Annotated in this window: 20 protein-coding genes; 15 read left to right on the top strand and 5 right to left on the bottom strand. The window is 72.1% G+C overall.

Annotated features, from left to right (window positions below; translation table 11 throughout):
- Positions 1 to 304 precede the first annotated feature (304 nt).
- Together MUU72_RS00100 and MUU72_RS00095 are read left to right on the top strand one after the other, a co-directional pair.
- On the top strand, positions 305 to 1027 hold the full coding sequence (locus MUU72_RS00100; protein ID WP_248010978.1) for a hypothetical protein: 723 nt from the start codon (positions 305 to 307) through the stop codon (positions 1025 to 1027).
- A gap of 352 nt (positions 1028 to 1379) precedes the next feature.
- Positions 1380 to 2066, top strand: coding sequence for a pyridoxamine 5'-phosphate oxidase family protein (locus tag MUU72_RS00095; protein ID WP_248010977.1), 687 nt, complete (start codon positions 1380 to 1382; stop codon positions 2064 to 2066).
- An 87-nt stretch (positions 2067 to 2153) separates the two neighbouring features.
- Here MUU72_RS00095 and MUU72_RS00090 read toward each other — a convergent pair whose 3' ends face one another.
- Entirely contained in the window at positions 2154 to 2855 is a 702-nt protein-coding gene (locus MUU72_RS00090; RefSeq protein ID WP_248010976.1) for a TVP38/TMEM64 family protein, read from the bottom strand.
- Positions 2856 to 3045: 190 nt separating this feature from the next.
- Here MUU72_RS00090 and MUU72_RS00085 point away from each other — a divergent pair, with 190 nt between their 5' ends.
- The 3 genes from MUU72_RS00085 to MUU72_RS00075 all read left to right on the top strand — a co-directional run bounded on the left by MUU72_RS00085 (position 3046) and on the right by MUU72_RS00075 (position 6212).
- Positions 3046 to 3429: a hypothetical protein gene (locus MUU72_RS00085; RefSeq protein WP_248010975.1), complete on the top strand. Its 384-nt coding sequence runs from the start codon at positions 3046 to 3048 to the stop codon at positions 3427 to 3429.
- Positions 3430 to 3560: 131 nt separating this feature from the next.
- The gene (gene tuf, locus MUU72_RS00080) at positions 3561 to 4751 is read left to right on the top strand and encodes an elongation factor Tu (RefSeq protein WP_248010974.1); all 1191 of its coding nucleotides are present in this window, start codon (positions 3561 to 3563) and stop codon (positions 4749 to 4751) included.
- 657 nt (positions 4752 to 5408) lie between these two features.
- Positions 5409 to 6212: a spermidine synthase gene (locus MUU72_RS00075; RefSeq protein ID WP_248010973.1), complete on the top strand. Its 804-nt coding sequence runs from the start codon at positions 5409 to 5411 to the stop codon at positions 6210 to 6212.
- Between the two features lie 302 nt (positions 6213 to 6514).
- Here the strand turns inward: MUU72_RS00075 and MUU72_RS00070 are convergent, their stop codons facing one another.
- The gene (locus MUU72_RS00070) at positions 6515 to 7795 is read right to left on the bottom strand and encodes an MFS transporter (protein ID WP_248010972.1); all 1281 of its coding nucleotides are present in this window, start codon (positions 7793 to 7795) and stop codon (positions 6515 to 6517) included.
- Positions 7796 to 8299: 504 nt separating this feature from the next.
- Here MUU72_RS00070 and MUU72_RS00065 point away from each other — a divergent pair.
- Both MUU72_RS00065 and MUU72_RS00060 read left to right on the top strand, forming a co-directional pair.
- On the top strand, positions 8300 to 8761 hold the full coding sequence (locus MUU72_RS00065; RefSeq protein ID WP_248010971.1) for a DUF4442 domain-containing protein: 462 nt from the start codon (positions 8300 to 8302) through the stop codon (positions 8759 to 8761).
- Positions 8762 to 9041: 280 nt separating this feature from the next.
- Positions 9042 to 9716, top strand: coding sequence for a DedA family protein (locus tag MUU72_RS00060; RefSeq protein ID WP_248010970.1), 675 nt, complete (start codon positions 9042 to 9044; stop codon positions 9714 to 9716).
- Between the two features lie 289 nt (positions 9717 to 10005).
- Here the strand turns inward: MUU72_RS00060 and MUU72_RS00055 are convergent, their stop codons facing one another.
- Together MUU72_RS00055 and MUU72_RS00050 are read right to left on the bottom strand one after the other, a co-directional pair.
- Positions 10006 to 10215, bottom strand: coding sequence for a hypothetical protein (locus tag MUU72_RS00055; RefSeq protein WP_248010969.1), 210 nt, complete (start codon positions 10213 to 10215; stop codon positions 10006 to 10008).
- Positions 10216 to 10589: 374 nt separating this feature from the next.
- Positions 10590 to 12518 (bottom strand): ATP-binding protein, encoded by a 1929-nt coding sequence (locus tag MUU72_RS00050; RefSeq protein WP_248010968.1) that lies wholly within the window; start codon positions 12516 to 12518, stop codon positions 10590 to 10592.
- Positions 12519 to 12812: 294 nt separating this feature from the next.
- Here MUU72_RS00050 and MUU72_RS00045 point away from each other — a divergent pair, with 294 nt between their 5' ends.
- The 8 genes from MUU72_RS00045 to MUU72_RS00010 all read left to right on the top strand — a co-directional run bounded on the left by MUU72_RS00045 (position 12813) and on the right by MUU72_RS00010 (position 20503).
- Entirely contained in the window at positions 12813 to 13826 is a 1014-nt protein-coding gene (locus tag MUU72_RS00045; RefSeq protein ID WP_248010967.1) for an alpha/beta hydrolase, read from the top strand.
- Between the two features lie 556 nt (positions 13827 to 14382).
- Positions 14383 to 15600 (top strand): ATP-binding protein, encoded by a 1218-nt coding sequence (locus tag MUU72_RS00040; protein ID WP_248010966.1) that lies wholly within the window; start codon positions 14383 to 14385, stop codon positions 15598 to 15600.
- Positions 15597 to 16010, top strand: coding sequence for a roadblock/LC7 domain-containing protein (locus MUU72_RS00035; protein WP_248010965.1), 414 nt, complete (start codon positions 15597 to 15599; stop codon positions 16008 to 16010). Before MUU72_RS00040 ends, MUU72_RS00035 begins: the two co-directional genes overlap by 4 nt.
- A complete protein-coding gene (locus tag MUU72_RS00030; RefSeq protein ID WP_248010964.1) occupies positions 16007 to 16387 on the top strand; it encodes a DUF742 domain-containing protein in 381 nt (126 codons plus the stop codon). Before MUU72_RS00035 ends, MUU72_RS00030 begins: the two co-directional genes overlap by 4 nt.
- On the top strand, positions 16362 to 16952 hold the full coding sequence (locus tag MUU72_RS00025) for a GTP-binding protein (RefSeq protein ID WP_248010963.1): 591 nt from the start codon (positions 16362 to 16364) through the stop codon (positions 16950 to 16952). The genes MUU72_RS00030 and MUU72_RS00025 overlap by 26 nt, the downstream gene beginning before the upstream one ends.
- 10 nt (positions 16953 to 16962) lie before the next feature.
- The gene (locus tag MUU72_RS00020; protein WP_248010962.1) at positions 16963 to 18327 is read left to right on the top strand and encodes a cytochrome P450; all 1365 of its coding nucleotides are present in this window, start codon (positions 16963 to 16965) and stop codon (positions 18325 to 18327) included.
- 222 nt (positions 18328 to 18549) lie between these two features.
- Entirely contained in the window at positions 18550 to 19689 is a 1140-nt protein-coding gene (locus MUU72_RS00015) for a cytochrome P450 (RefSeq protein ID WP_248010961.1), read from the top strand.
- Between the two features lie 49 nt (positions 19690 to 19738).
- Positions 19739 to 20503, top strand: coding sequence for an enoyl-CoA hydratase/isomerase family protein (locus tag MUU72_RS00010; RefSeq protein ID WP_248010960.1), 765 nt, complete (start codon positions 19739 to 19741; stop codon positions 20501 to 20503).
- Positions 20504 to 20602: 99 nt separating this feature from the next.
- Here the strand turns inward: MUU72_RS00010 and MUU72_RS00005 are convergent, their stop codons facing one another.
- Positions 20603 to 21163: a gamma carbonic anhydrase family protein gene (locus tag MUU72_RS00005; protein ID WP_248010959.1), complete on the bottom strand. Its 561-nt coding sequence runs from the start codon at positions 21161 to 21163 to the stop codon at positions 20603 to 20605.
- Positions 21164 to 21268: the final 105 nt, after the last annotated feature.

Here is a 21268-nt window from a genome sequence, read left to right as displayed (position 1 = left end):
CTTCTTCCGAAGGTAACGCGCCGCACTGACAATCGACTCTCACTCGTGGGGGATGCCGCGGGGCTACGACGTGATTGTCATCTGGTGGTCCGATGGGTGCTTTGGAGTGCTTTGCAGCGACGGATCGGATCACCTCCGACGGAAGCGGCGTTGTCTGAGTATGGATCCGAGAGAATTGTGGGACCGCAACGCCGTACTGGCAGAAGCGTTTTGCCTTGGTGACGAGCGCGTCCGGGAAGCGCAGGCCAGACTGGACGAGGCACAGGCGGACCGCTCACGCGTTCTGGCGGCGTTCGCGGTGACGGTGGGCAGCACGGGCGCGGTGGCCGGGCTGTTCGGGCTGCACGAACGGGAAGTGCGCATCGCCCGGCGCACGGTGGGCAAGGACGACGCCCGGGCCGTCGCCGAGGAGCTGCTGTCCGCCGCCCGTACGCCCCCCAAGGAGCCGGACGAGCCCGCCCCGGGGCTCGACCACCCTGCCGACTATTCCGCCGCGGCCTACACCTCTCCGGCGATGTCCGTACCGCCGCCGGGCCGGCCGGCCGGGGGGCCGCGCGACCACGCCGCCGGCACCGGAGAGCAGAACTGGTCCCCGGCCATGGACGCGGTCCTCATCGGCAGCTGGCAGACCGGGGTGGACCTGCGCGAACTGGCCACCGAATTCGGCCTCGACCTCAGCCGCCTGATGGCGCGCGCCCAGCAGCTCTCCGCCCAGGGCCGCTTCTACCCCGGCCCCACCGAGAGCCACGCGGGCCGCCACCGCCGGGGCGCCGGCGACGTCCACGAGTCCGAATACACCATTCCGGCCCAGCAGACGTCGTCCTGGACCCCCGCGCCGGCCGCCCACCACATGACGTCCGCCTCCTGGCACAGCGGCGCCATGCCCACCGGCGAACCCGTTACCGACGTCACCGCCCTCGCTTCCGACTGGGACAGCGCCCTCGCCCCCTGGGGCACCATCACCCCCACCCACGAGGAACCGGTAGCGGCCCACCAGCCATGGGCCCAGTACCACCTCAGCTCCTGACCGGCCGCCGCCCGACCGGTCTCGGTCCCCGCCGAAGCCGAAGCCGAAGCCGAAACCGAAGCCCAAGTCGCCACGAAATCAGTCGCTCACTCTGCAATCGACAACTGATTCGGTGAATTACCTGGCCTGAAAATTGTGAAGTCGTTATTCTGACGGGCAGTCCCGCTGGGCTGCCCGCTCGCGTAGGCAGCCCGCTCCGCACAGCCGTCCACGAGACACCCAGACACGCACCCAGACATCCAGACACCCAGGCCCTCAGACAGGTCATGGCCGGTCGTCCGAGGATGGCTGCCGAGGCAGTCGACCGGGGACGGGGTGGTGCGGGGGCGGCCGAGACAGACAGGTAAGAGGCATGACCGCGCCGATACCCCACCCGGGCCGCACCCTGACCGAGACCGACCGCACCCGGCACCGCCGGCTGCGCGAACAGGGCAGCCTCGACCGCGCCGCACTCGACGCCATCCTGGCGGCCGGCTTCGTCTGCCACCTCGGCGTGACCGTCGACGGCTCGGTACGGGTGTTCCCGACCGTCTACGGCGCCGACGGCACCACCCTCTACCTCCACGGGTCGGTCGCCAGCCGCAGCCTCCTCGCCGCCCCGGAGGCGGACGTCTGCGTGACCGTGACCCATGTCGACGGCCTGGTACTGGCCCGTTCCGTCTTCGAACACGGCGTCAACTACCGCAGCGCGATGATCTACGGCGTCCCCCGCACGGTCACCGACCCCGAGGAGAAGCTGGCGGGCCTGCGCTGCCTCACCGAGCAGTCCGCCCCCGGCCAGTGGGACTACGCCCGCCGGCCGAACCGCAAGGAACTGGCCGCCACCGCGCTGCTCGCCCTCCCGCTCGACGAAGCATCGGTGAAGATCCGCACCGGGGCCCCGGACGACGGCGACGGCCCCGACGCCGCCCTGGGCCTCTGGGCAGGCACCCTGCCCCTCCACACCCGGTGGGGCGCCCTCCGGCCCGACCCGGCCCTCGGCCCGGACATCACGCCCCCGCCGCACCTCACCGGCCGAGCGGGCACCCCGGCCTCCTGAAGGGACCGGGGCCGGGCCACCCGGGGTGCGCCGACCCCGTCCAGCAGGCGGCGCGGGCGGAGGAAACCGCTCCGCTGCCACCGGACATCAGCGTCCCCGCAACGCCTTGCGCTTGAACCAGGCCACCAGCAGCGCCGCCAGCCCGCTGACCGCGATGAACCCCATGGCGAGCAGGAACGCCGGCGAGGTGGGGGCGGACGCCCGCGCGCCGGCGACCGCGTACGCGGCCGTGTTGGGCAGGCTGCCGAGAGCCGTGGCCAGGAGGTACGGGGACCAGCGCATACGGGACACCGCGGCCGCGTAGTTCGTGGCGGCGAACGGCAGGCCGGGAAAGAGGCGGATCGCGAGCATGGAACGGAACCCGTGTTCGCTCAACTGCCGGTCGGCGGCGGCCAGCCAGCGGGCCCGCAGCAGTGGCCGCAGCGCCTCCTGGCCCAGCAGCCGCCCCAGCCCGAAGGCCAGCCCGGCGCCCAGCACCGTCCCGGCGAGCGCCGCGACCAGGCCCGACTGGCTTCCGAAGAGGGCCCCCGCGGCCAGGTTGAGCACCGGCCGCGGCACGAACGCGGTGGTGCACACCCCGTACGCCAGCGCGAAGACCACCAGGGCGCCCGGGCCGGACAACTGCGCCGGCCAGTCGCCGGTCAGCAGCCGCTGCGGATGCCACAGCAGCACCGTGGTCGCAGCGCTCAGCAGCAGGACCAGCAGCAGGGCCAGGCGCGACCAGGGGGAGAACAGCAGACGCGTGCAGCGCACGGCGAGGCCGTCGGGCGTTGCGGCGGGGACGGGCATCCCGGGAGCGTAACCGACAAGAGTGCCGCACGACCGCAATCCGGGCCGCGCAGCCCCGGAGGGGCGGGCCCCCTCCGTAACCGCGATCCCGCCAACCTCCCGGCCCTCATAGGGTTCCGGCGGAACGTACCTGCTGCGACGGGGCGTAAATCGTTCGACGCCGGGGTGTCGTCCCGGCACCATAGGAGGCATGTTCCGGCACGCCTTCCTTCCGACGCCGTCCGCGGTCATCGTGACCGCCGCGGACGCGCCGAAGGCTGCCGCCACGCCCCTCGCCGCGGCCACCACGGCCCTCAGGTCGATCACGGGCGCCCCTGCCTTCACGGACACCCCGGCGTTCCGTTCAACCGCTGCGACCACCCAGGCCACCACTGTCTCCACGGCCACCTCGGGCACCATTGTCACCTCGGATACCACTGTCACCTCGGGCACCACTGGCGCCTCGAACGGCGTGGCCATCTTGGTCGGCACGGCCACCGCGCCCACCGCAGCCGGCCCCTGCGCCACCGCGGCCGTCACCGCCACCGCCGCAGTCGTCCCGACTGCCGCCGCGGCCGACGGCGCGCGACGCTGACCCTCTCCGGATTGTCCGGCGGACCCCGCAGGGGGAGGGTCGGAGCGGGCCAGGGGTCCCCACGACGCCGAGCTGTCGTCACCACGACGCCAAGTCGTCGTCACCACCGCATCGTTGCGAGGAAGCACACCATGCCCAAGACGGCATATGTCCGGACCAAGCCGCACCTCAACATCGGCACCATGGGCCACGTCGACCACGGCAAGACCACGCTCACCGCCGCCATCACCAAGGTCCTCAGCGACCGCGGCAGCGGCACGTTCGTCCCGTTCGACCGGATCGACCGGTCCCCGGAGGAGGCCGCCCGCGGCATCACCATCAACATCTCGCACGTCGAGTACGAGACCGACACCCGGCACTACGCCCACGTCGACATGCCCGGCCACGCCGACTTCATCAAGAACATGGTGACCGGCGCGACCCAGCTCGACGGCGCGATCCTGGTCGTCTCCGCGCTCGACGGCGTCATGCCGCAGACCGCCGAACACGTCCTGCTCGCCAAGCAGGTGGGAGTGCGCCACATCGTCGTCGCGCTCAACAAGGCCGACGCCGGCGACCCCGAGCTCACCGACCTGGTGGAACTGGAGGTCCGCGAACTGCTGAGCGCGCACGGCTACGACGGCGAGCACCTGCCCGTCGTCCGGGTCTCGGGGCTGCGTGCCCTGGAGGGCGACCCGCGCTGGACGGACGCGATAGGCGCGCTGCTGGACGCCGTGGACACCTACGTCCCGATGCCCGAGCGGTACGTGGACGCACCGTTCCTGTTGTCCGTGGAGAACGTGCTGACGATCACCGGCCGCGGCACGGTCGTCACCGGCGCCGTCGAACGCGGCACGGTGCGCTGCGGCGACCAGGTGGCCGTGCTGGGCGGTGAGGAGGCCATGACCAGTGTCGTCACCGGGGTGGAGACCTTCGGCAAGCCGATGGAGTGCGCCGAGGCCGGGGACAACGTGGCGCTGCTGCTCCGCGGGCTGCACCGTGAGCACGTACGCCGCGGGCACGTCGTCGCGGCGCCGGGCAGCGTCACCCCGCGACGGCGCTTCACCGCCGAGGTCTACCTCCTCTCCGCGGAGGAGGGCGGCCGCCGCACGCCGCTGTCCACCGGCTACCGCCCGCAGTTCTACATTCGGACCGCCGACGTGGCCGGCGCCCTCGACCTCGGGGTCAGGGCCGTCGCCCGGCCCGGCGAGACGGTGACCGCCACCGTCGACCTGGACCGCGCCGTCCCCTTGGAGCCGGGCCTCGGCTTCGCCATCCGCGAAGGCGGCCGCACGGTGGGCGCCGGCACCGTACGCACGGTGGAGGACACCCGTAACGCCTGAAAGGTCAGGGCCGGTTGAGGTAGCCGTCCAGTGATGACGTGACGTCAGCGGACGGTGACCGGGCCCGGCCGTGGTGACGTCGCCCGCCTGATGGCCTCGCCACCGCCGGTGATGCGACCACCACCGGGGCGGCCATCGGGACGGGCCCGGCTCCCTTTGGGATGCCGTGACCACCTTTGGTCACGTGCCCTGACATCCGGGGCCACTGCCGCCCGGGCTGCTCCACGGCCCGGGCGGCACAATGGCCTGGTGAACGACGAACCACCGGCGGCCGACGGAACCCCGGCAGCCGACGACCTCCGAGGGACCGACGACCTCCGAGGCGCCGACGACCTCCGAGGGACCGATGACGCCCGAGGGGGCGACAGCTCCGCGGTCCCCGCCGGCTTCCGAGGGGCCGACGACCGCGGAGGGGTCGACATCTCCCCGGACCCCGCTGACTCTGCCGCGCCTCCCGCGGACCCTGCCTCGCCTCCCGCGGACCCTGCCTCGCCTCCGGCGCCGTCCCGGGGCCCGGACGCGCCCCGAAGGGCGGGCCCATGCCCAGGTGCAAGCCCTGGCGCAGTTCCATCCGAGGACCCAGCCCCTCTCGACGCCCCCCTCGATTCCCTTGAGTCTCTCGACCCCCTCCCCCTCACCCAGCCCGTCGACTACGGCATGGCCAAGCTCCTCCCGGACATCGACCGCCCCCGCGCTTGGCTGCTCACGGTGGACGGCGCGCCCCAGTCGTACGTCGACCTCGACGCACCCACTCACCTGGAGTTCGAGTACGTCCGCCGGCTCGCGCACGTCCTGGACGAGGCCGTGCCCGAGGGGCAGCCGCTCGACGTGCTGCACCTTGGCGGGGGCGCGCTGACTCTGCCCCGCTACGTCGCCGCGACCCGCCCGCGCTCCCGCCAGGACGTGGTCGACGCCGACCGCGGCCTGCTCGCCCTGGTGACCGAACACCTCCCGCTGCCCGACAGCTCCGGCATCACGCTGCACGCCCAGGACGCCCGCGCGGCCCTGGAGGCAGCGCCGCCGGCCGCGTTCGATGTCATCGTGGCCGATGTCTTCAGCGGCGCGCGGGTGCCCGCGTCGCTGACCTCGGTCGAGTACACGCGCGCCGCCGCGCGTGCACTGCGGCCCCATGGCCTCTACGCGGCGAACCTCGCCGACGGCGCCCCCTTCGACTTCCTCCGCCGTCAACTCGCCAACGTCGCTACGGCGTTCACTCACCTTGCCCTGATCGCCGAGCCCTCCGTGCTCCGCGGCCGCCGTTTCGGCAATGCGGTGCTCCTCGCCTCGCAGGTGGAACTCCCCCTCGCGGCCCTGGCCCGCCGCACCGCCGCCGACGCGTTCCCGGCCCGGGTCGAGCACGGCGCTCCGTTGCGACGCCTGGTCGCCGGTGCGGCCCCGGTGCCCGACGCGGAAGCCCGCCCGTCCCCGCAACCGCCGGACGGCGCGTTCAGCCTTAAGTGATCCCCTGGCCTCCTCGGTCTCCTCAAGTCGGTCTCCTCAAGCCTCCTCAGTCTTCGTTTCCCGAGGCCCCGCCGGGTCCGCCAGGCCCCTGGGCTGGCGGACCCGACGGGGTTTCGGGGTTGGCGAGGCCAGCGGGGCCGGGGCGGGGCGATCGGGTCATGGTCACGCGCGAGGGCCCGCTGGGTGCTTCCTCGTGTCGTTGGGGCTTGTGCTTGGTGTCCGCTTGCTGGGGGCGCCTGCCCTTCTTCGCTGTCGCCTGCTTGCCTTCTTCGCCGCTTCCTTTCTTCCTTTTACGGCAACGATTACGGAGAGTGATTCGTTCCCGGTTGTTTGTTGCTCTCGGTAGGGGGGTGGGGGAGGGGAAGGGAAGGAGGGTGGGGGCGGTGGGTCAGGTGGCGGACGTCGGGGACGCAGAGGACGGCTGCGGTCAGGAGGGTGATCAGGGCGGCGCAGGACCAGAGGGCGGCGGGGCGGCCGATGAGGTTCTGGGCGGGGCCGGCGAGCGCGGTGGCAACGGGGGCGCCCGCCAGGGAGCCGAGCCAGTCGTAGGAGGACACCCGGGAGAACTTCTCCTCCGGGATCTCCTGATGGAGGGCCATCATCCAGGTCACCGCGAAGACCTCGACCGAGATGCCGGTGCCGAGCATGAGCGCGGTGAGCCAGCCGGCCGGCACCGGTACGGCGAGCGCGGCGGCGGGGAGGGCGAGCGGGAAGATGCAGAGCGTGCCCGTGAGCAGCAGGCGGCGCGGCGTGCGGCGGGTCATCACCAGCGCGCCGGTCGCGGTGCCGACGGCGAAGGCCGCCAGGGCCAGTCCCCAGGGCCCGGCGCCGCCCAGGTGGTCCTTGGCGACCAGTGGCCCGTAGACCGACTGGACGGTGACGGCCACCGCGTTGACGCCGGAGAACTGGGCGACGATCGCCCACAGCCAGGGCCGGGGCGTGACCTCCCGCCAGCCGTCGCGCAGGTCGTTGACGATCCCGCCGCTCGGCGCGCGGTCCGGGAGGCCGCGGACGTCGAGGAGACCGCGCAGCGCTGCCGCGGCGGCGAAGGCGGTGGCGTCGACCGCCAGGACCCAGCCCGGCCCGGCGGCGGACACCAGGGCACCACCGAGCGCCGCGCCCCCGATGGCCGCGCCGTTCACGCCGATCCGGAACACCGCGAAGGCCCGGCCGGACCCCTCCCCGGAGACGCTGGCGAGGATCATGCCCTCGGAGGCCGGGGCGAAGAACGCCTGCCCGGTGCCGCCGATCGCCGCCAGCAGCGCCATCTGCCACAACCGCGCTGCCCCGGAGAGCACGAGCAGTGCGAACAGGCCCTGGGACAGGCAGTTGAGGGTGTTCGCCGCGACCATGACCCGGTGCCGCGGGAGCCGGTCGGCGACGGCCCCGCCGATCAGAAGGAAGAGGACGAGAGGGACCGTGCGGGCGGCGGAGACCAGCCCGACGTCGGTGGCGGAGCCGCCGGCGTCCAGCACCGCGAACGAGGTGGCGATCAGCGCTCCGCTGTTGCCGAGGCCGGCGATCACGGTGGCGGCGCTGAGCAGGAGGAAGTTGCGGCTCGCCCACGCCGGGCGGGCCGGCATCAGAGCCGTCCCCGGTGGCGGGGCGGACGTGGCGTGCGCCGGCGCACTTCGGTATTCGGCCGAGGCGCCCAGGCACCCCGGGGGCCCGCTTCGATGCCCGGTTGGTGCGCTTCGGTGTTCCGGGGGCGGGCGGTGGCGTTCCGAGGGTCGGTTCGGCGGTCCCGGGAGCGTGCTGCGGTATCCGGAACGTCCGCTGCGTCGGTCCTCGTTCTGCACGGTGCGGTTCCGGGCGTGCTACGGCGGCCGCGGTCAGAGGGAGGAGAGGGAGGAGGGGAGGGGAGGGGGGAGGCCGGTGGGCGGTCCCGTGTGGCTGGGGTCGGGTGTGGTGTCTGCGGTCCGTTCGCCCCCGTCGCGTCATGGGGGTTCACGATAGGAGGGGTGAGGGGTCGGCAACACCCGGTTTTCGGCGGGGTGTTGGGGGAGGGGAGCCGTACGCGGTCCCGGACGTGGGATGAAGGGGGTGGGGGCTTCACAGCTAAGCTACCGCTAGGTAACATGGAGGGTATGTCCTCCGAGACCCTGCCGTCGATCGGCGAAATGATGGCGGCATCCGTGCCGATGGTCCGCACCCTGAATCTCGAGTTCACCGAGACCACGGCCGAGCGTGCCGTGGTCCGCATGCCCGACCAGCCCGACTTCCACAACCACGTCGGCGGTCCGCACGCCGGTGCGATGTTCACGCTCGCGGAGTCGGCGAGCGGGGCGATCGTGATGACGGCCTTCGGTGATCAGCTCGGCCGCGCGGTCCCGCTGGCGGTGGGCGCGGAGATCGGCTACAAGAAGCTCGCGATGGGCGGGGTCACCGCCATCGCCGAGCTGGGCCGCCCGATATCCGAGGTGATCGCCGAGCTGGACGCCGGGGGGCGCCCGGAGTTCCCGGTGGCGGTCAAGATCACGCGCGACAGTGACGGCGCGGTCACGGGCGAGATGACGATCGTCTGGACGCTGCGCCCGAACGGCCGGTAGGAAGCGGACGGGGCGTGAGCTGCTGAGCGAAGCCGCTGAGTGAGGGGAGTGGGGCCCCGGTACGGAGTGGGTGAGAAGCGGCCGGTGGGAGACCGGGGCGGTGCCGCTGGATGGCGCGGTGCGGAGATGTACCTCCGTGCGCCGCGAAATCGCGGTCCGTGCCACCCGATCGAGTACGCTTCCCGGGCGTGCTGCTATAGCGCGCCCGGGAACGAGCGATCGGTGCGCGCGGCACCGGGCAGCGGCCCACGGGGGCCTTACACCAGCGGAGGAAGCGGCCTTGCACATCCAGGAATGGCTGGCGACGGTACCCGCCGTGAGCGTCTACCTCCTCGTGGGGCTGGTCATCGGACTGGAGAGCTTGGGCATTCCGCTCCCCGGTGAGATCGTCCTGGTCAGCGCGTCGATCCTGGCCGCGACGCAGGATCACATCAACCCCTACGTGCTGGGCGCCTGCGCCTCTGCCGGCGCGATCATCGGCGACTCCATCGGTTACCTGATCGGGCGCAAGGGCGGTAAGCCGCTGCTGGTCTGGGCCGGCCGGAAGTTCCCCAAGCACTTCGGTCCCGACCACGTCGCCATGGCGGAGGCCAAGTTCGACAAGTGGGGGATGTGGGCGGTCTTCTTCGGCCGGTTCATCGCGCTGCTGCGGATCTTCGCCGGGCCGCTCGCCGGTGTGCTGAAGATGCCGTACTGGAAGTTCCTGATCGCCAACGTCCTCGGCGGGATCATCTGGGCCGGCGGTACCACCGCCCTGATCTATACCGTCGGTCTCGTCGCCGAACCCTGGCTCAAGCGCTTCTCGACGTGGGGCCTGGTCGCCGCGGCGCTCTTCGGCATCGGGTCGTTCCTGCTCATGAAGTACCGGGCCAAGAAGGCCGCCGCGGCGCGCGAGGCGGCGGAGGCGGAAGCGGGGGCCGAGTCCCCGGTCGCCGCGACGACCACGAGCGACTGACGACCGGCGGCGACCCGCCGCCGACCCCTCAGGACTCACCGCCGCGGCCGGTTCTACGGAGCCGGTCGCGGGTAGGGCCGGCCGACGGCGACGTCGGCCGGCCTTTGTCCTGGGCTGAGCACTGAGCGGAACCGTCGCAGGTCGCGGTCCGCAGCCGGCTGGTCCGGCCAGGAGCCGCGGCCGCCGGCCGCCAGCCCCGTCGAGTGGGCTGCTGTGCGACCTCGCTGCGACGCCCGAAACGCCCCGAACCCCCGCCAGGACTCCCATCCGGGTCCCTGCGGGCCCTCGTCTACGGCATGAACCACGTGTCCGGGCCGCCGGCGCGCCATTCGATGAGGCCGGTGTCGTCCCAGACGAAGCGGCTGGTGGTGAATCCGGCCCGGCGGAGGATCGCGGCCACGTCGCCGGGCCGCCGGGCGCGGCCCAGGTCCTGGCCGTGGAGCGTGACGCGGCGGCCGCCGGTGGAGGGCGGGTGCACGATGACGGGGGCACGCTTCATGCGTTCCAGGATGCGGCGGGGGGTTGCCGGGCGCATCCGCAGCGCGAGCGGGGCGTCACCGACAGTGCCGGGTGGGGTGGGCAGCGGGGGAGTGGGTGCTCCGGGAGAGGCGGGGGCCCGTCAGGGAAAGGCGGGGGCCCGTCAGGGAAAGGCGGGGCCCAGTGCGGCGTCGGGCCGGTGCGGGAGCGGCGGAGGCCCCGGTGCGGCACCGGCGGAGGTCCCGCGCGGCGCCGGCCGGCGCCGCGCCGACAGGGCGCCCAGTGCCCCGCCCCACCAGCCCGGCCCCCTCAAGGCAGGCCCCGGCCCCCAGGCCCCAGGCCCCAGGCCCCAACGCCCTGGCTCCCTCAAGCCCCGCCCCCAAGGGTGCGCCTGCCTCAACCCCCCATCCGCGGCCGGGAGAAGAACGGTCGGCGGTTCGTGCCGGAGGTGGGGCGATGCCACCAGCGGGGTTCGGCGGCGCCGGGTACGGCGGCCGGAGGGATGGTGCGGACGCCGCGGCGGAGGCCGGCCAGTATGGTGCGGGCGCCCGCGATGAACAGCGGGTCGCCGATCAGCTTCTTGGCGACCAGGGCCTTGCGGCAGGCGCGGAGGGCGGTGGCCGGATCGCCGTGGGCGCGGGCGATGAGCGCGCGGGCGTAGAGGATCGTCGAGTGCAGCCAGAAGTCGCCGTCGGAGTGGCGGGCGTCCCAGGCGCGGCGGGCCGCGGCCCGGGCCCGGGGCGCGTCGGACGGGGCGAGGGCGATGGCGAGCAGGGCCCAGCTGTGCGCGGGGCCGGGGCCGAACCACGGGTCGCGGAAGGTGTGCCGGACCGCCTCCTCCAGGCAGGCCACGGCGGTCGTGGTGTCCTCGCGGTAGAGGGCGAGGATCGCGTGGGCGTGCGCGATCCGGGCCAGGCCGTCGGTGTCCGCGTGCATCACGGCCGCCGCCCACGCCTGGGAGAGGAGGGGCTCCGCGGCGTCGGGGGCGTTCTCCTGGGCGGCGAGGTAGCCGGCCAGCCACAGCGCGCGGGCGCGCACCGCGGTGTCCCCGGGGGAGTGCAGCAGCAGCCGGTCCAGATGGGCGCGGCCTTCGCGGCGGTAGCCGCAGGCCGCCCACTGGAACCACAGGGAGACCGCGATCTCCAGGGCGCCCAGCGCGTCGTCGGCGTCCAGCGGGGGCCGGGTGAGCGCCGCGTCGAGGTGGTGCCGCTCGTCCTCGACGAGGCGGACGGCGAGCTGCTGGCCGGTGCCCTGCCAGGTGATCTGGGCCTCGGCGGCGAGGGCCGCGCACGCCTGCCGGAAGCGGCGCAGCGCCCCGGCCTCGTCGCCGGCCTCGCGCAGCCGCGTGCGGCCGAAGTCCCGGGCGCCGCGCGGCAGCCGGTAGCGGGGCGGCAGCTCGGGGCCCGGACCGGGGGCGGCGTCCCGTACGCGTTCGAGGACGGAGGCGGTGCGGAGGCGTTCGAGGGCGCCCTCGACGGCGGCAGCAGGAACGTCACTGCTGGCACAGACGCACCCCGCCAGCCAGGGGTCGAAGTCCCCGGGCAGGACCGACAGGCGGGCCCAGACCCGGCGGTCCAGCGGGGAGCAGAGGGTGTAGCCCGCGGCGTGCGCGGCGTACAGGGAGGTGTGGCGGGCGGTGGGGGAGGGGCCGGAGCAGTGCAGCGGGCCCTCCGCTGCCAGCCGGGCGGCCAGTTCGGCCAGCGGCATCCGGTCCAGCTGCCGGGCGGCCAGCCCGATGCCCAGTGGGCAGCCCTCCACCGCCCGGCAGACCGCGACCAGGAGTTCGGGGGCGGCGGGGCCGGTGCGCGCGGCGAGGAGTTCGACGGCCGGGCCGGTGACGCCCTCGGCGAGCGTCACCGGCAGGGGCGCGAGCGGAACCACCCGTTCCGTGGGCAGGCCCAGGGGGCGGCGGGCGGTCGCCACGATCCGCAGGTCCGCTTCCGCCCGCAGCAGCCGGCGGACCAGGTGCGCGCACGGCTCCAGGAGCGGGTCGCAGTCGTCGAGCAGGAGGACCAGGCGGTGGGCGCGGCAGTGCGCGGCGAAGGCGGTGAGGGGGGTGCCGGGCGGCAGGCCCGCGGCGGCGCGCAGCGCGCCGGTCAGCTCCGGTGCGGTCAGCCCGTCCCAGCAGGGGATCCGCAGGACGGCGTCCGGGCGGCCCGGGAGGTGCGCCTCCAGGACGGCCCGGGCCAGCAGGCTCTTGCCCACCCCCGCCGGCCCGGTGAGCGTGACCGGTGCGGCCGTGCCCAGCAGTCCGGCCACCAGGTCGTGCTCGGCCGCTCGCCCCACTACGCCGGGCAGCGGCCCGTGATCGGCCCACGCGGTCATCGGTCATCCCCCACCGCGGCACAGCGCCGCGCACTTCCCAGGAGTGACCCACGATGCCAGAACCGACCGCCGGGTAAACAGCGGCTGGGGTTCACCGTTAGGGGGAAACACGTGCGGGCCGTTTGACGAGGCCGTTCGTCTTGGTGCTGACACAGAACGATAAACCCCAGGTCACGAAGGGCGGGGCGGCGTCGGGCCGCGGAACGGCCGCTCCTATCGTTATCCCTTTCGACCGGCTTCGCGGCGGCAGCGCGGTGCCCCGGCCGGCCCCAAGTGCCTGAGGAGAACGTCCCGATGAAGTCCCTGCGCGTCCGAGCTGCGGTGAGTGTGGTGGCCCTGGGGCTGTTGGCCGGTTGCGGCGGCCCGGGGCAGGACGTCGTGGACGCGTCGGACGTGCCGCGGCTGCGCGCCCACGCGGCGGACGCCGTCAACGGCCGGCCCCGGATGGTGCCGCCGCAGGGCCCGCGTTCGGTGTTCACCACGTACCGCACGACCGGGGACGACGGGACCCGTGTGGTGCGCACCCGGTGGCACGGCCGGGTGTCCGGCTACACCGGTGACATCTGGGCGTGGGTGCCGCCGCAGTACGACCAGCCGCGGTACGCCAAGAGCGGCTTCCCGGTGCTGATCGCGCTGCCGGGCGCCTGGGGGTACCCGTCCAACTACTGGGCGGACGCGCCGTTCGCGCTGGAGGAGCGGCTCGCCCAGTGGTCGCAGGAGGGCAAGACGCTGCCGTTCATCCTGGTGATGCCGGTCCTCAATCCGCGCAAGACGTACTACGACGGCAGCGACATCCCCGGGCAGCCGAAGATGGGCAGCTGGCTGACCGAGGACGTGCCGGCGTTCGCCCGGGCCAACTTCCGTACGTACGGGACGCGGGACGGCTGGGCGTTCATGGGGTCCTCCTCGGGCGGGTTCGCGGCGCTGAAGGCGGTGCTCAAGGAGCCGCAGCGGTTCAAGGCGGCGATCGTCAACGGGCCGGACACCGCGCCGGATTCGCCGCTGTGGCGGGGGCACCCGGCCGAGAAGCTGGCCAACGACCCGCGGCGCCTGGCGCGGCAGCTGGCCGCGCGCGGCGGGCCGCAGGTCTACCTGGCCTTCGAACTCGGCAGCAAGGAGGCCGCGGTGCCGGATGTGAAGCGGTTCATCAGCGGCTGGACCGACGGGCCCCGCGGGCCGGTCCACTCCACGCTCTTCGAGATACCGGACGGCGTGCACAGCGGTCACACCTACATCAAGAAGATGGCCGATTCGCTGCACTGGATCAGCGAGCAGATGCAGGGGCCGGTGGCCGCACCGACGGTCTGACGAGGCGTCAGGGTCGGCCGCCGGAGCGGTGGTACGGGCCGGCGGCGGGCGCGCTCCGCGGTGCAGCGGGCGGCCGGTGCGTACCGCCGGCCTGCGCCGACCTGCGCCGGGACGGTCCGGCCGGGGTGCCGCGGGCTGCCGTTCACGTTGCGTTCGCTACCGGGTGGTGCGGGCGTCAGCGGGCCGTCAGGAAGCGGGCGGGACGGTTGCGTCCGGGGGCGGTGCCGGGAGCCAATGGCCCCAAAGGGGGCCTGTGTTGAATCTCCGTCAGGTGCCAGAACGTTACAGATCACTGTTGGACTTCCGCCGATGGCGTGATGCTAAGATCATCGCACTTGCCAACCGGGTAGTCACCTGCTATGGCAAAAGGAAATTCCGCGCATTGACCTGAGAAAACGCCACCCCGGGGAGAGCTATGCCATTATCCGGGCCTTATGAGGCTTTCTGGCAGGCGACCGTGCGCGGCCGTTCGTCTATTGTCTGGGGCCGCGCGTGAACGTCCGTACGGCAGCCGGGCATACGGCACCTGGTGGCTTCGTCGTCCGAAGAGAGACCTATGACGCAATACTTCCAGGATCCAGCGCTGTGGGCTTTGGTCGCTGGTACACCTGTCGCCGCTACCGCGATCGTTCGTAGCCGGAAAAAAATCTCGGAGCTGAGAAAAGAACAAGTTGAGCTGAAACAGCACTACGCCACGCTGGAAGAGCACTACACGGAGGCCGTGGAGGAGGCCAAGGACCGCGCCGAAGAAGCCACCAAGAACACCCTGAAGACCGCCATGCGCACGCTTCAGGGTCTGGCGAGCGAGCAGCAGCTGGCGATCTCCAAACTCCAGGAGGCGTACGGCGAGCACAAGATCCTCCAGGATCTGCTCGATATCGACCACATGAATTCGCAGTTCGCGCGGCGCGCCCAGTCCATCGCCGTGCTCTGCGACGGATGGCTCGGCCGGCGGCGTAATGACGCGTCGCTCTACGATGTGGTCCGCAGCGCCAAGGGCCGTATCCGCCACTTCACTCGCGTCGAGATCCGATCGCAGAGCAACTTCGCCATCGTGAGCCGCGCCGTCGAACCGGTGGCGCTGGTCCTGGCGGAACTGCTGGACAACGCCACCAGCTATTCCGCACCGGAAACGATCATCGAGATCAACATCCGTCCGGTGCCCAAGGGCGTCTGCATCATCGTGGACGACGCCGGTGTCGGTATGAACGAGGAGGAGAAGGCGCGGGCCGGTCAGCTGCTTTCCGGCGGCAATTCGGCGAGCGTCTCCAGCCTCGGCAACCCGCCCCAGTTCGGATTCACCGTCATCGGTGTGCTCGCCGCCCGCTACGGCTTCACGGTGTCGGTCGACTCCACCTCGCCGTACGGCGGCGTGCGCGCGGTCGTCCTGCTCCCCGACGAGCTGCTCACGTCCCTGCACGAGCCCGAGGAGGGTCCTGCCGTGGCTGCTTCCACCCCGTTGCCGCCCGAGAACCCCCCTGGCCACCAGGGTTCCGAGGCCACCGGCCGGCATCGCGCGCCGCTCCCGCCGGCCCCGCCGGCCTTCGGCGGACCGGACGCCGACCGCCCGGCGGTGGCCGAGACGACCGCCGGCGGACTGCCGAAGCGGCGCCGCCGCGGCGCGATCTCGATCGTGCCGCCGGCGGCCGAGAGCACCCCCACCCCGGCTCGGGACAGCGCGCGCACCGCGTCCGTCATGGGCGCATTCCAGCGCGGCACGCAATCGGGCCGTCGTTCCACCCAAGCAAGCAGTGAAGGGCATGAGGTTCCGTGAACTACGATCTGTCGTGGATGCTTGACAGTGCTCTGGAATTGCCTGAAGCGCAGCATGCCATTCTCGTCTCCGCCGACGGGCTGCTCATGGCCCGTTCGAAGGAAGTCGGCCGGGACCACGCCGATACCGTCGCCGCCGCGATGAGCGGGATGCAGTCGCTGAGCCGTACGGTCGCCGATTTCTGCAACCCGACCGGTCCCCAGATGCGCCCGCAGTGGCGGCAGACGCTGGTGGAATTCGACCACGGCTGGGTCTTCCTGATTTCGGCCGGCGAGGGCGCCTATCTCGCGGTGTCGGCCTCGCCCGACGTCGACATGGCCGAGATCACGTTCCGGATGCAGCAGCTGGTCGGACAGCTCGGCAAGGCGCTGACCAGTCCTCCGCGTGAGAGGGCCGATGTCCAACCATGACGACCGATGACGAGCCGGAGCTGGTACACGAGGCAGCGGAATTAGTACGGCCGTACGTCATCACCAACGGCCGGGACCTTGTCGACGACAGCGCCTTCTCGCTGCTGACACTGGTCACCGTCGCCCAGGACCCGCCGCGGACCAAGCCGCTCGACCCGGAGAAGCTGCGTCTGCTGGAGCTGTGCGCCGGGGGCTTCCTGTCGATCGCCGAGATAGCCGGGCACGCCGGTCTGCCGGTGGGTGTCGTCAAAATTCTGGTGTTCGATCTCACGGAGGAGGGCCATCTCTATGTGCGCGCGCCCATCCCCAGCGCTCAGCTTGTCGACCGGCAAATCCTTGAGGAGGTGCTGAATGGGCTCCAGGCTCGCTTTGGATGACGGCGTGTACCTGCGGAATTCCGTGCAGACCGCGGCGAAGATCCTCATCGTCGGGCACTTCGCGGTCGGCAAGACGACATTCATCGGGACGATGTCGGAGATTCCTCCGCTGCGGACCGAAGAAGTGATGACGCAGGCGAGCGCGGGAATTGACGACCTCCGGGCGGTACCGGGGAAGACCACCACCACGGTCGCCATGGACTTCGGCCGGCTCACGCTCAGCGAGCGACTGGTGCTCTATCTCTTCGGAACTCCCGGGCAGCAGCGCTTCGTTCAGGTGTGGGAGGACATGACGCGCGGTGCGCTCGGGGCGCTCATCCTGGTCGACCCGCAGCGGCTGGAGGAATCCTTCCCCGTCATGGACCTGGTGGAGCACTACGGCATCCCCTACGCGATCGCCGTGAACCGCTTCGACGGGACTCCGGAGCACTCGCTCGACGAGATCCGGGAGGCGCTCGATCTGCTCCCGGAGACGCCGGTCGTCCATTGCGATGCGCGCGACCAGAAGTCCTCCGCGGATTCCCTGATCACGCTGGTCCGCTATCTCCAGTCCCGCCTCAACTAGGAGTTGACGCATGCAATCCCATTCGGAATTCCAGACTCCGCCGCCGGGCTGCCCGGCACATGCCGATGGCACGAGAACGTCGTTGCACGGCGCGGAATTCGCGGCCGCCCCGCACGCCGTCTACGACCGCCTGCGGCAGTACGGGCCGACCGCACCGGTCGAACTCGCCCCCGGTGTCGAGGCGGAGCTCGTCACGGACTACGCGACCGCGCTGCAGATCCTCCAGAATCCGGACACCTTCGCCCGCGATCCGCGCCGCTGGCGGGCGCTCAACGACGGGCGGGTGCCGCTGGACAGCCCGGTGCTGCCGATGATGATGTACCGCCCGAACAGCATGTTCTCGGACGGTGCGACGCATCTGCGGCTCCGCCAGGTCGTCACCGACAGCCTGGCCCAGGTCGACATGCACCGGGTGAGCCGGCACGTCGACCGGGTCGCCGCCTACCTCATCGACCAGTTCAGCATCCGCGGCAAGGCCGACCTGATCAGCGACTTCGCGCAGGTCCTGCCGCTGCTGGTGTTCAACGACCTGTTCGGCTGCCCGCCGGACCTCGGTGACCGGCTGATCGTGGCGATCTCCAGCCTGTTCGACGGCATCGACGTGGAGCGGGCCAACGAGGAGATGGCCGGCGCGCTGTTCGAGCTGGTCGCGCTCAAGCGGCGGCAGCCGGCCGAGGACATGACGACCTGGATGATGCAGCACCCGGCCGGGCTGACGGACGAGGAGATGGTCCACCAGCTCGCCCTGCTCATCGGCGCGGGGACCGAGCCGGTGCAGAACATCATCGCCAGCGCGCTGCGGCTGCTGCTCTCCGAGGAGCACATCGGCGGCGGACAGCACGGCGCGGGCGTCCTGGTCGAGGACGCCATCAACGAGGTGCTCTGGAACAGCCCGCCGATCGCCAACTACGCCACCCACTATCCCGTCCGGGATGTGGAAATCTCCGGGTGCAAACTGCCGGCCGGTTCCCCGGTGCTGATCAGCTTCGCGGCGGCCAACGCCGATCCGAGCCTGACCGCCAGCCGACAGACCTTCAGCAAGCGGGCGCATCTCGCCTGGGGTGCCGGTCCGCACGCCTGCCCGGCGAAGGACCCGGCGCTGCTGATCTCGGTGCGCGCGATCGAGAAGCTGCTCAACACCCTGCCCGACGTCGAGCTGGGCGTGCCTGCGGATTCCCTCACCTGGCGGCCGGGGCCGTTCCACCGGGCGCTCAACGCCCTCCCCGCCCGGTTCACCCCGGTGCGTACCGAACGTCGCTCCGCCGGTCCGCTTCCGGCGCAGCGCGCGGACGGCGCCGGCGCGCCCGGACCGGACCAGGGCAAGCGAAAGCGGAGCGGCTGGTGGAGTGGATTCCTGACCTGGTGGAAGGTGTGAGCTTTGCAACAGCGCAGACGTTCTTTGCTCGCATGAACGTTCCCGCGGAGGGGTATGCAGCGCTGGCGATTACTGTGTGATCTTCTGGAAAAGGAGTCGCCCGTGGAGCCCGCCCTGGCTGCCGCACCTGTCGACCGCCGCAGCGTCGTCGCGCTTTTCTCCCGACTGCGTTCCGCGCGAGGACAGTCGAATCCATTGCCTTTCTACACGAAACTCCGCGCAATGGGGGAAGTCATCCCGGCACCCTGGGGCGGGCATCTGGCGACGTCTTACCGGCTCTGCCACAAGGTGCTGCGGAGCCGGGACTGGCGGGTGCCGGACAGTGCCTGGCGGGCCGCCCAGTCCGACGCGGCCCGCTGGCACCGGCCGGCATCACGCCAGATGGGGGCCACGATGCCGATGCTCAACCCGCCGCATCACACCCAGGTGCGGCGGCCGCTGGGGAATGTCTTCGACCGCACCGCGCTGGACGATATGCGGCATTCCATCGAGCGGAACACCGAGCGACTCCTCGACACCTTCACCGAGAAACTCCGCGACGGCGGCGCGGACTTCTGCGCCCTGGTCGGTGACGAACTTCCCGTCGTCACCATCGGTGAATGGCTCGGATTGCCTTCCGCGGATTTCCCGCTGCTTCGCACACTGACCCACGACCAGGTGCACACCCAGGAATTGTTCCCCTCGCCGAGCCAGCTCGACATATCCGATGCGGCCACCGCGCGTTTGCGGGAGTACTTCACCGATCTGATACGAGAACGGCGAAAATCGCCGGGTGACGACCCGGTGTCCGAATGGCTCCGGATGTGGGACGGCTTCGAGGCCGACCGGGACGCCGCCGACGAGGCCGTCTACGCCCTGGCGCTGTTCATGGTCCTGGCGGCCCTGGAAACCACCTCGCACCTGCTCACCAGCATGGTGTGGCTCCTCCTGGCCCACCCCCGCCAGCTGGAATGGCTGCGCCGCAACCCCGAGCACATCCCGGGCGCGATCGACGAGACCCTGCGCTACGACGCCCCGATCCACATGATCAGCCGGATCGCCCCGGAAGACACCGAACTCGCCGGTGTGCCCGTCCGGGAGGGCGAGATGGTGCAGCTCATGGTGGGAGCCGCACACCACGACCCCGCGCAGTACACCGCCCCCGAGGTCTTCGACATCCGCCGCAAGGCCCCCTACCTCAGCTTCGGCGGCGGCATCCACTACTGCCTGGGCAATGCCCTGGCCCGGATGGAAGCGACCTGCGTCCTCACCTCGCTGCTGCGGCGCCTGCCCGACCGCGGGCTGCGCGTCGCCGGCCCGCCCGTGTGGGCACCCCGGGTCGCCTTCCGCCGGCTGAGCGAACTCCCGGTCGTCCGTGCCTGACGGGAAACCCCCGTCCCCGGCACCCCGGCCCTACGGAACAAGGAACACCATGACGCACGACTTCAAGACCCTGCTCGTGTCCCAGGACGGGCCCGTCCTCACGGTCCGCCTCAACGTCCCCGAGACCGGCAACGCGGTCTCCGGCGCCGTCCTCGACGACCTCCTCACCGTCCTCGGGGCGCTGGACGACGAGACCGGCATACGGGTGCTGGTCCTCTCCGGCGCGGGCGACGACTTCTGCCTGGGCGGCGACCGCGCCGAGTTCCCCGCCCTGCTCGCCGAGGACCCCCGCGGCCTCGCGCTGCGCGCCCTGGGCAACAAGGCCCGCCGGGTGTGCGACGCGCTCGCCACCACCGAGGTGGTGACCATCGCCCGGCTGCACGGCGGCGTGGTCGGGGCCGGTGTGGGCCTGGCGCTCTTCTGCGACCTGCGGGCCGGCGCCGACACCTGCCGCTTCCGGCTGCCGGAACTGGGCCTCGGGGTGCCGCCCGCCTGGGGCGGCATCATGCCCCGCCTGCTGCACGAGGTCGGCGCCGCCAAGGTCCGCGAACTCGTCCTGACCGCCGACAACTTCGACGCCGAGACCGCGCGGGAGCTGTCCATCCTCCACAAGGTCGTCCCCGAGGACGAGCTGGACGCGGCCATCGCGCGGTGGACCAAGCCGCTGGTCCGGCGGTCGCCGTCGGCGCTGCGCACCGCGAAGCTGATGATGAACGCGTACGGCAGCGCCAACCGGCTCGCGGACGCCTCGCTCTTCGACGCCGAACTGCTCTCCTCGGCGCTCAGCGCGGCCCGGTACGCCCGGCGGGGCTGACCCCGCCAAAACGGGGGACGCGCACCGCCGGTGCGGCCCTGACCAGGCCGCACCGCCGTGATGCCGTTCCGCCGCGGGCCCGGGCCCCGGCCGCGGCGGCTACGAGTCCGCGCCGCCCGCGGTGTCCGCGCCGTCCGGGACCGACGCCCGGTGGCGGGCGGTCAGCTCCCGGTACATCGCCGCGTTGCGCTTGATGGACTCCCGCTCCTCGGCGGTCAGTTCGCGCTTGACCCGGGCCGGGACGCCGGCGACCAGCGAGCCCGGCGGCACCCGCATCCCCTGCGGCACCAGCGCCTGCGCCGCGATCAGCGAACCCGCCCCGATGTGCGCGCCGTTGAGCACCGTGGCACCCATGCCGACCAGGACGTCGTCCTCGACCGTGCAGCCGTGCAGCACGGCGTTGTGGCCGACCGAGACCCGTTCGCCGACCGTCACCGGGAAGCCCGGGTCCACGTGCACCGTGCAGTTGTCCTGGATGTTGCTGTCCGCGCCCAGCACGATCGGACCGCAGTCGCCGCGCAGCACCGCGTGGTACCAGACGCTCGCGCCGGCGGCCAGGGTGACGTCGCCGACGACGACGGAGGTGGGGGCGGTGTACGCCCCGGGGTCGATACGGGGCCGGTCCTCGCCCACCGCGGAAATCACTGGCCGTGCTGTCATCTGCGCTTCTCCTCGCCGGTCTGGTGCCGCGCCAGCAGCACCGTAGACGACAGCGAACCCGCCCCGATGTGCGCGCCGTTGAGCACCGTGGCACCCATGCCGACC

Origin of the sequence: Streptomyces rhizoryzae (assembly GCF_023155275.1) — a bacterium.
GTDB classification, from domain to species: Bacteria; Actinomycetota; Actinomycetes; order Streptomycetales; family Streptomycetaceae; genus Streptomyces; species Streptomyces rhizoryzae.
Note: the sequence above shows the minus strand (reverse complement) of the source record. Positions and strands in the feature narration are given on the sequence as shown.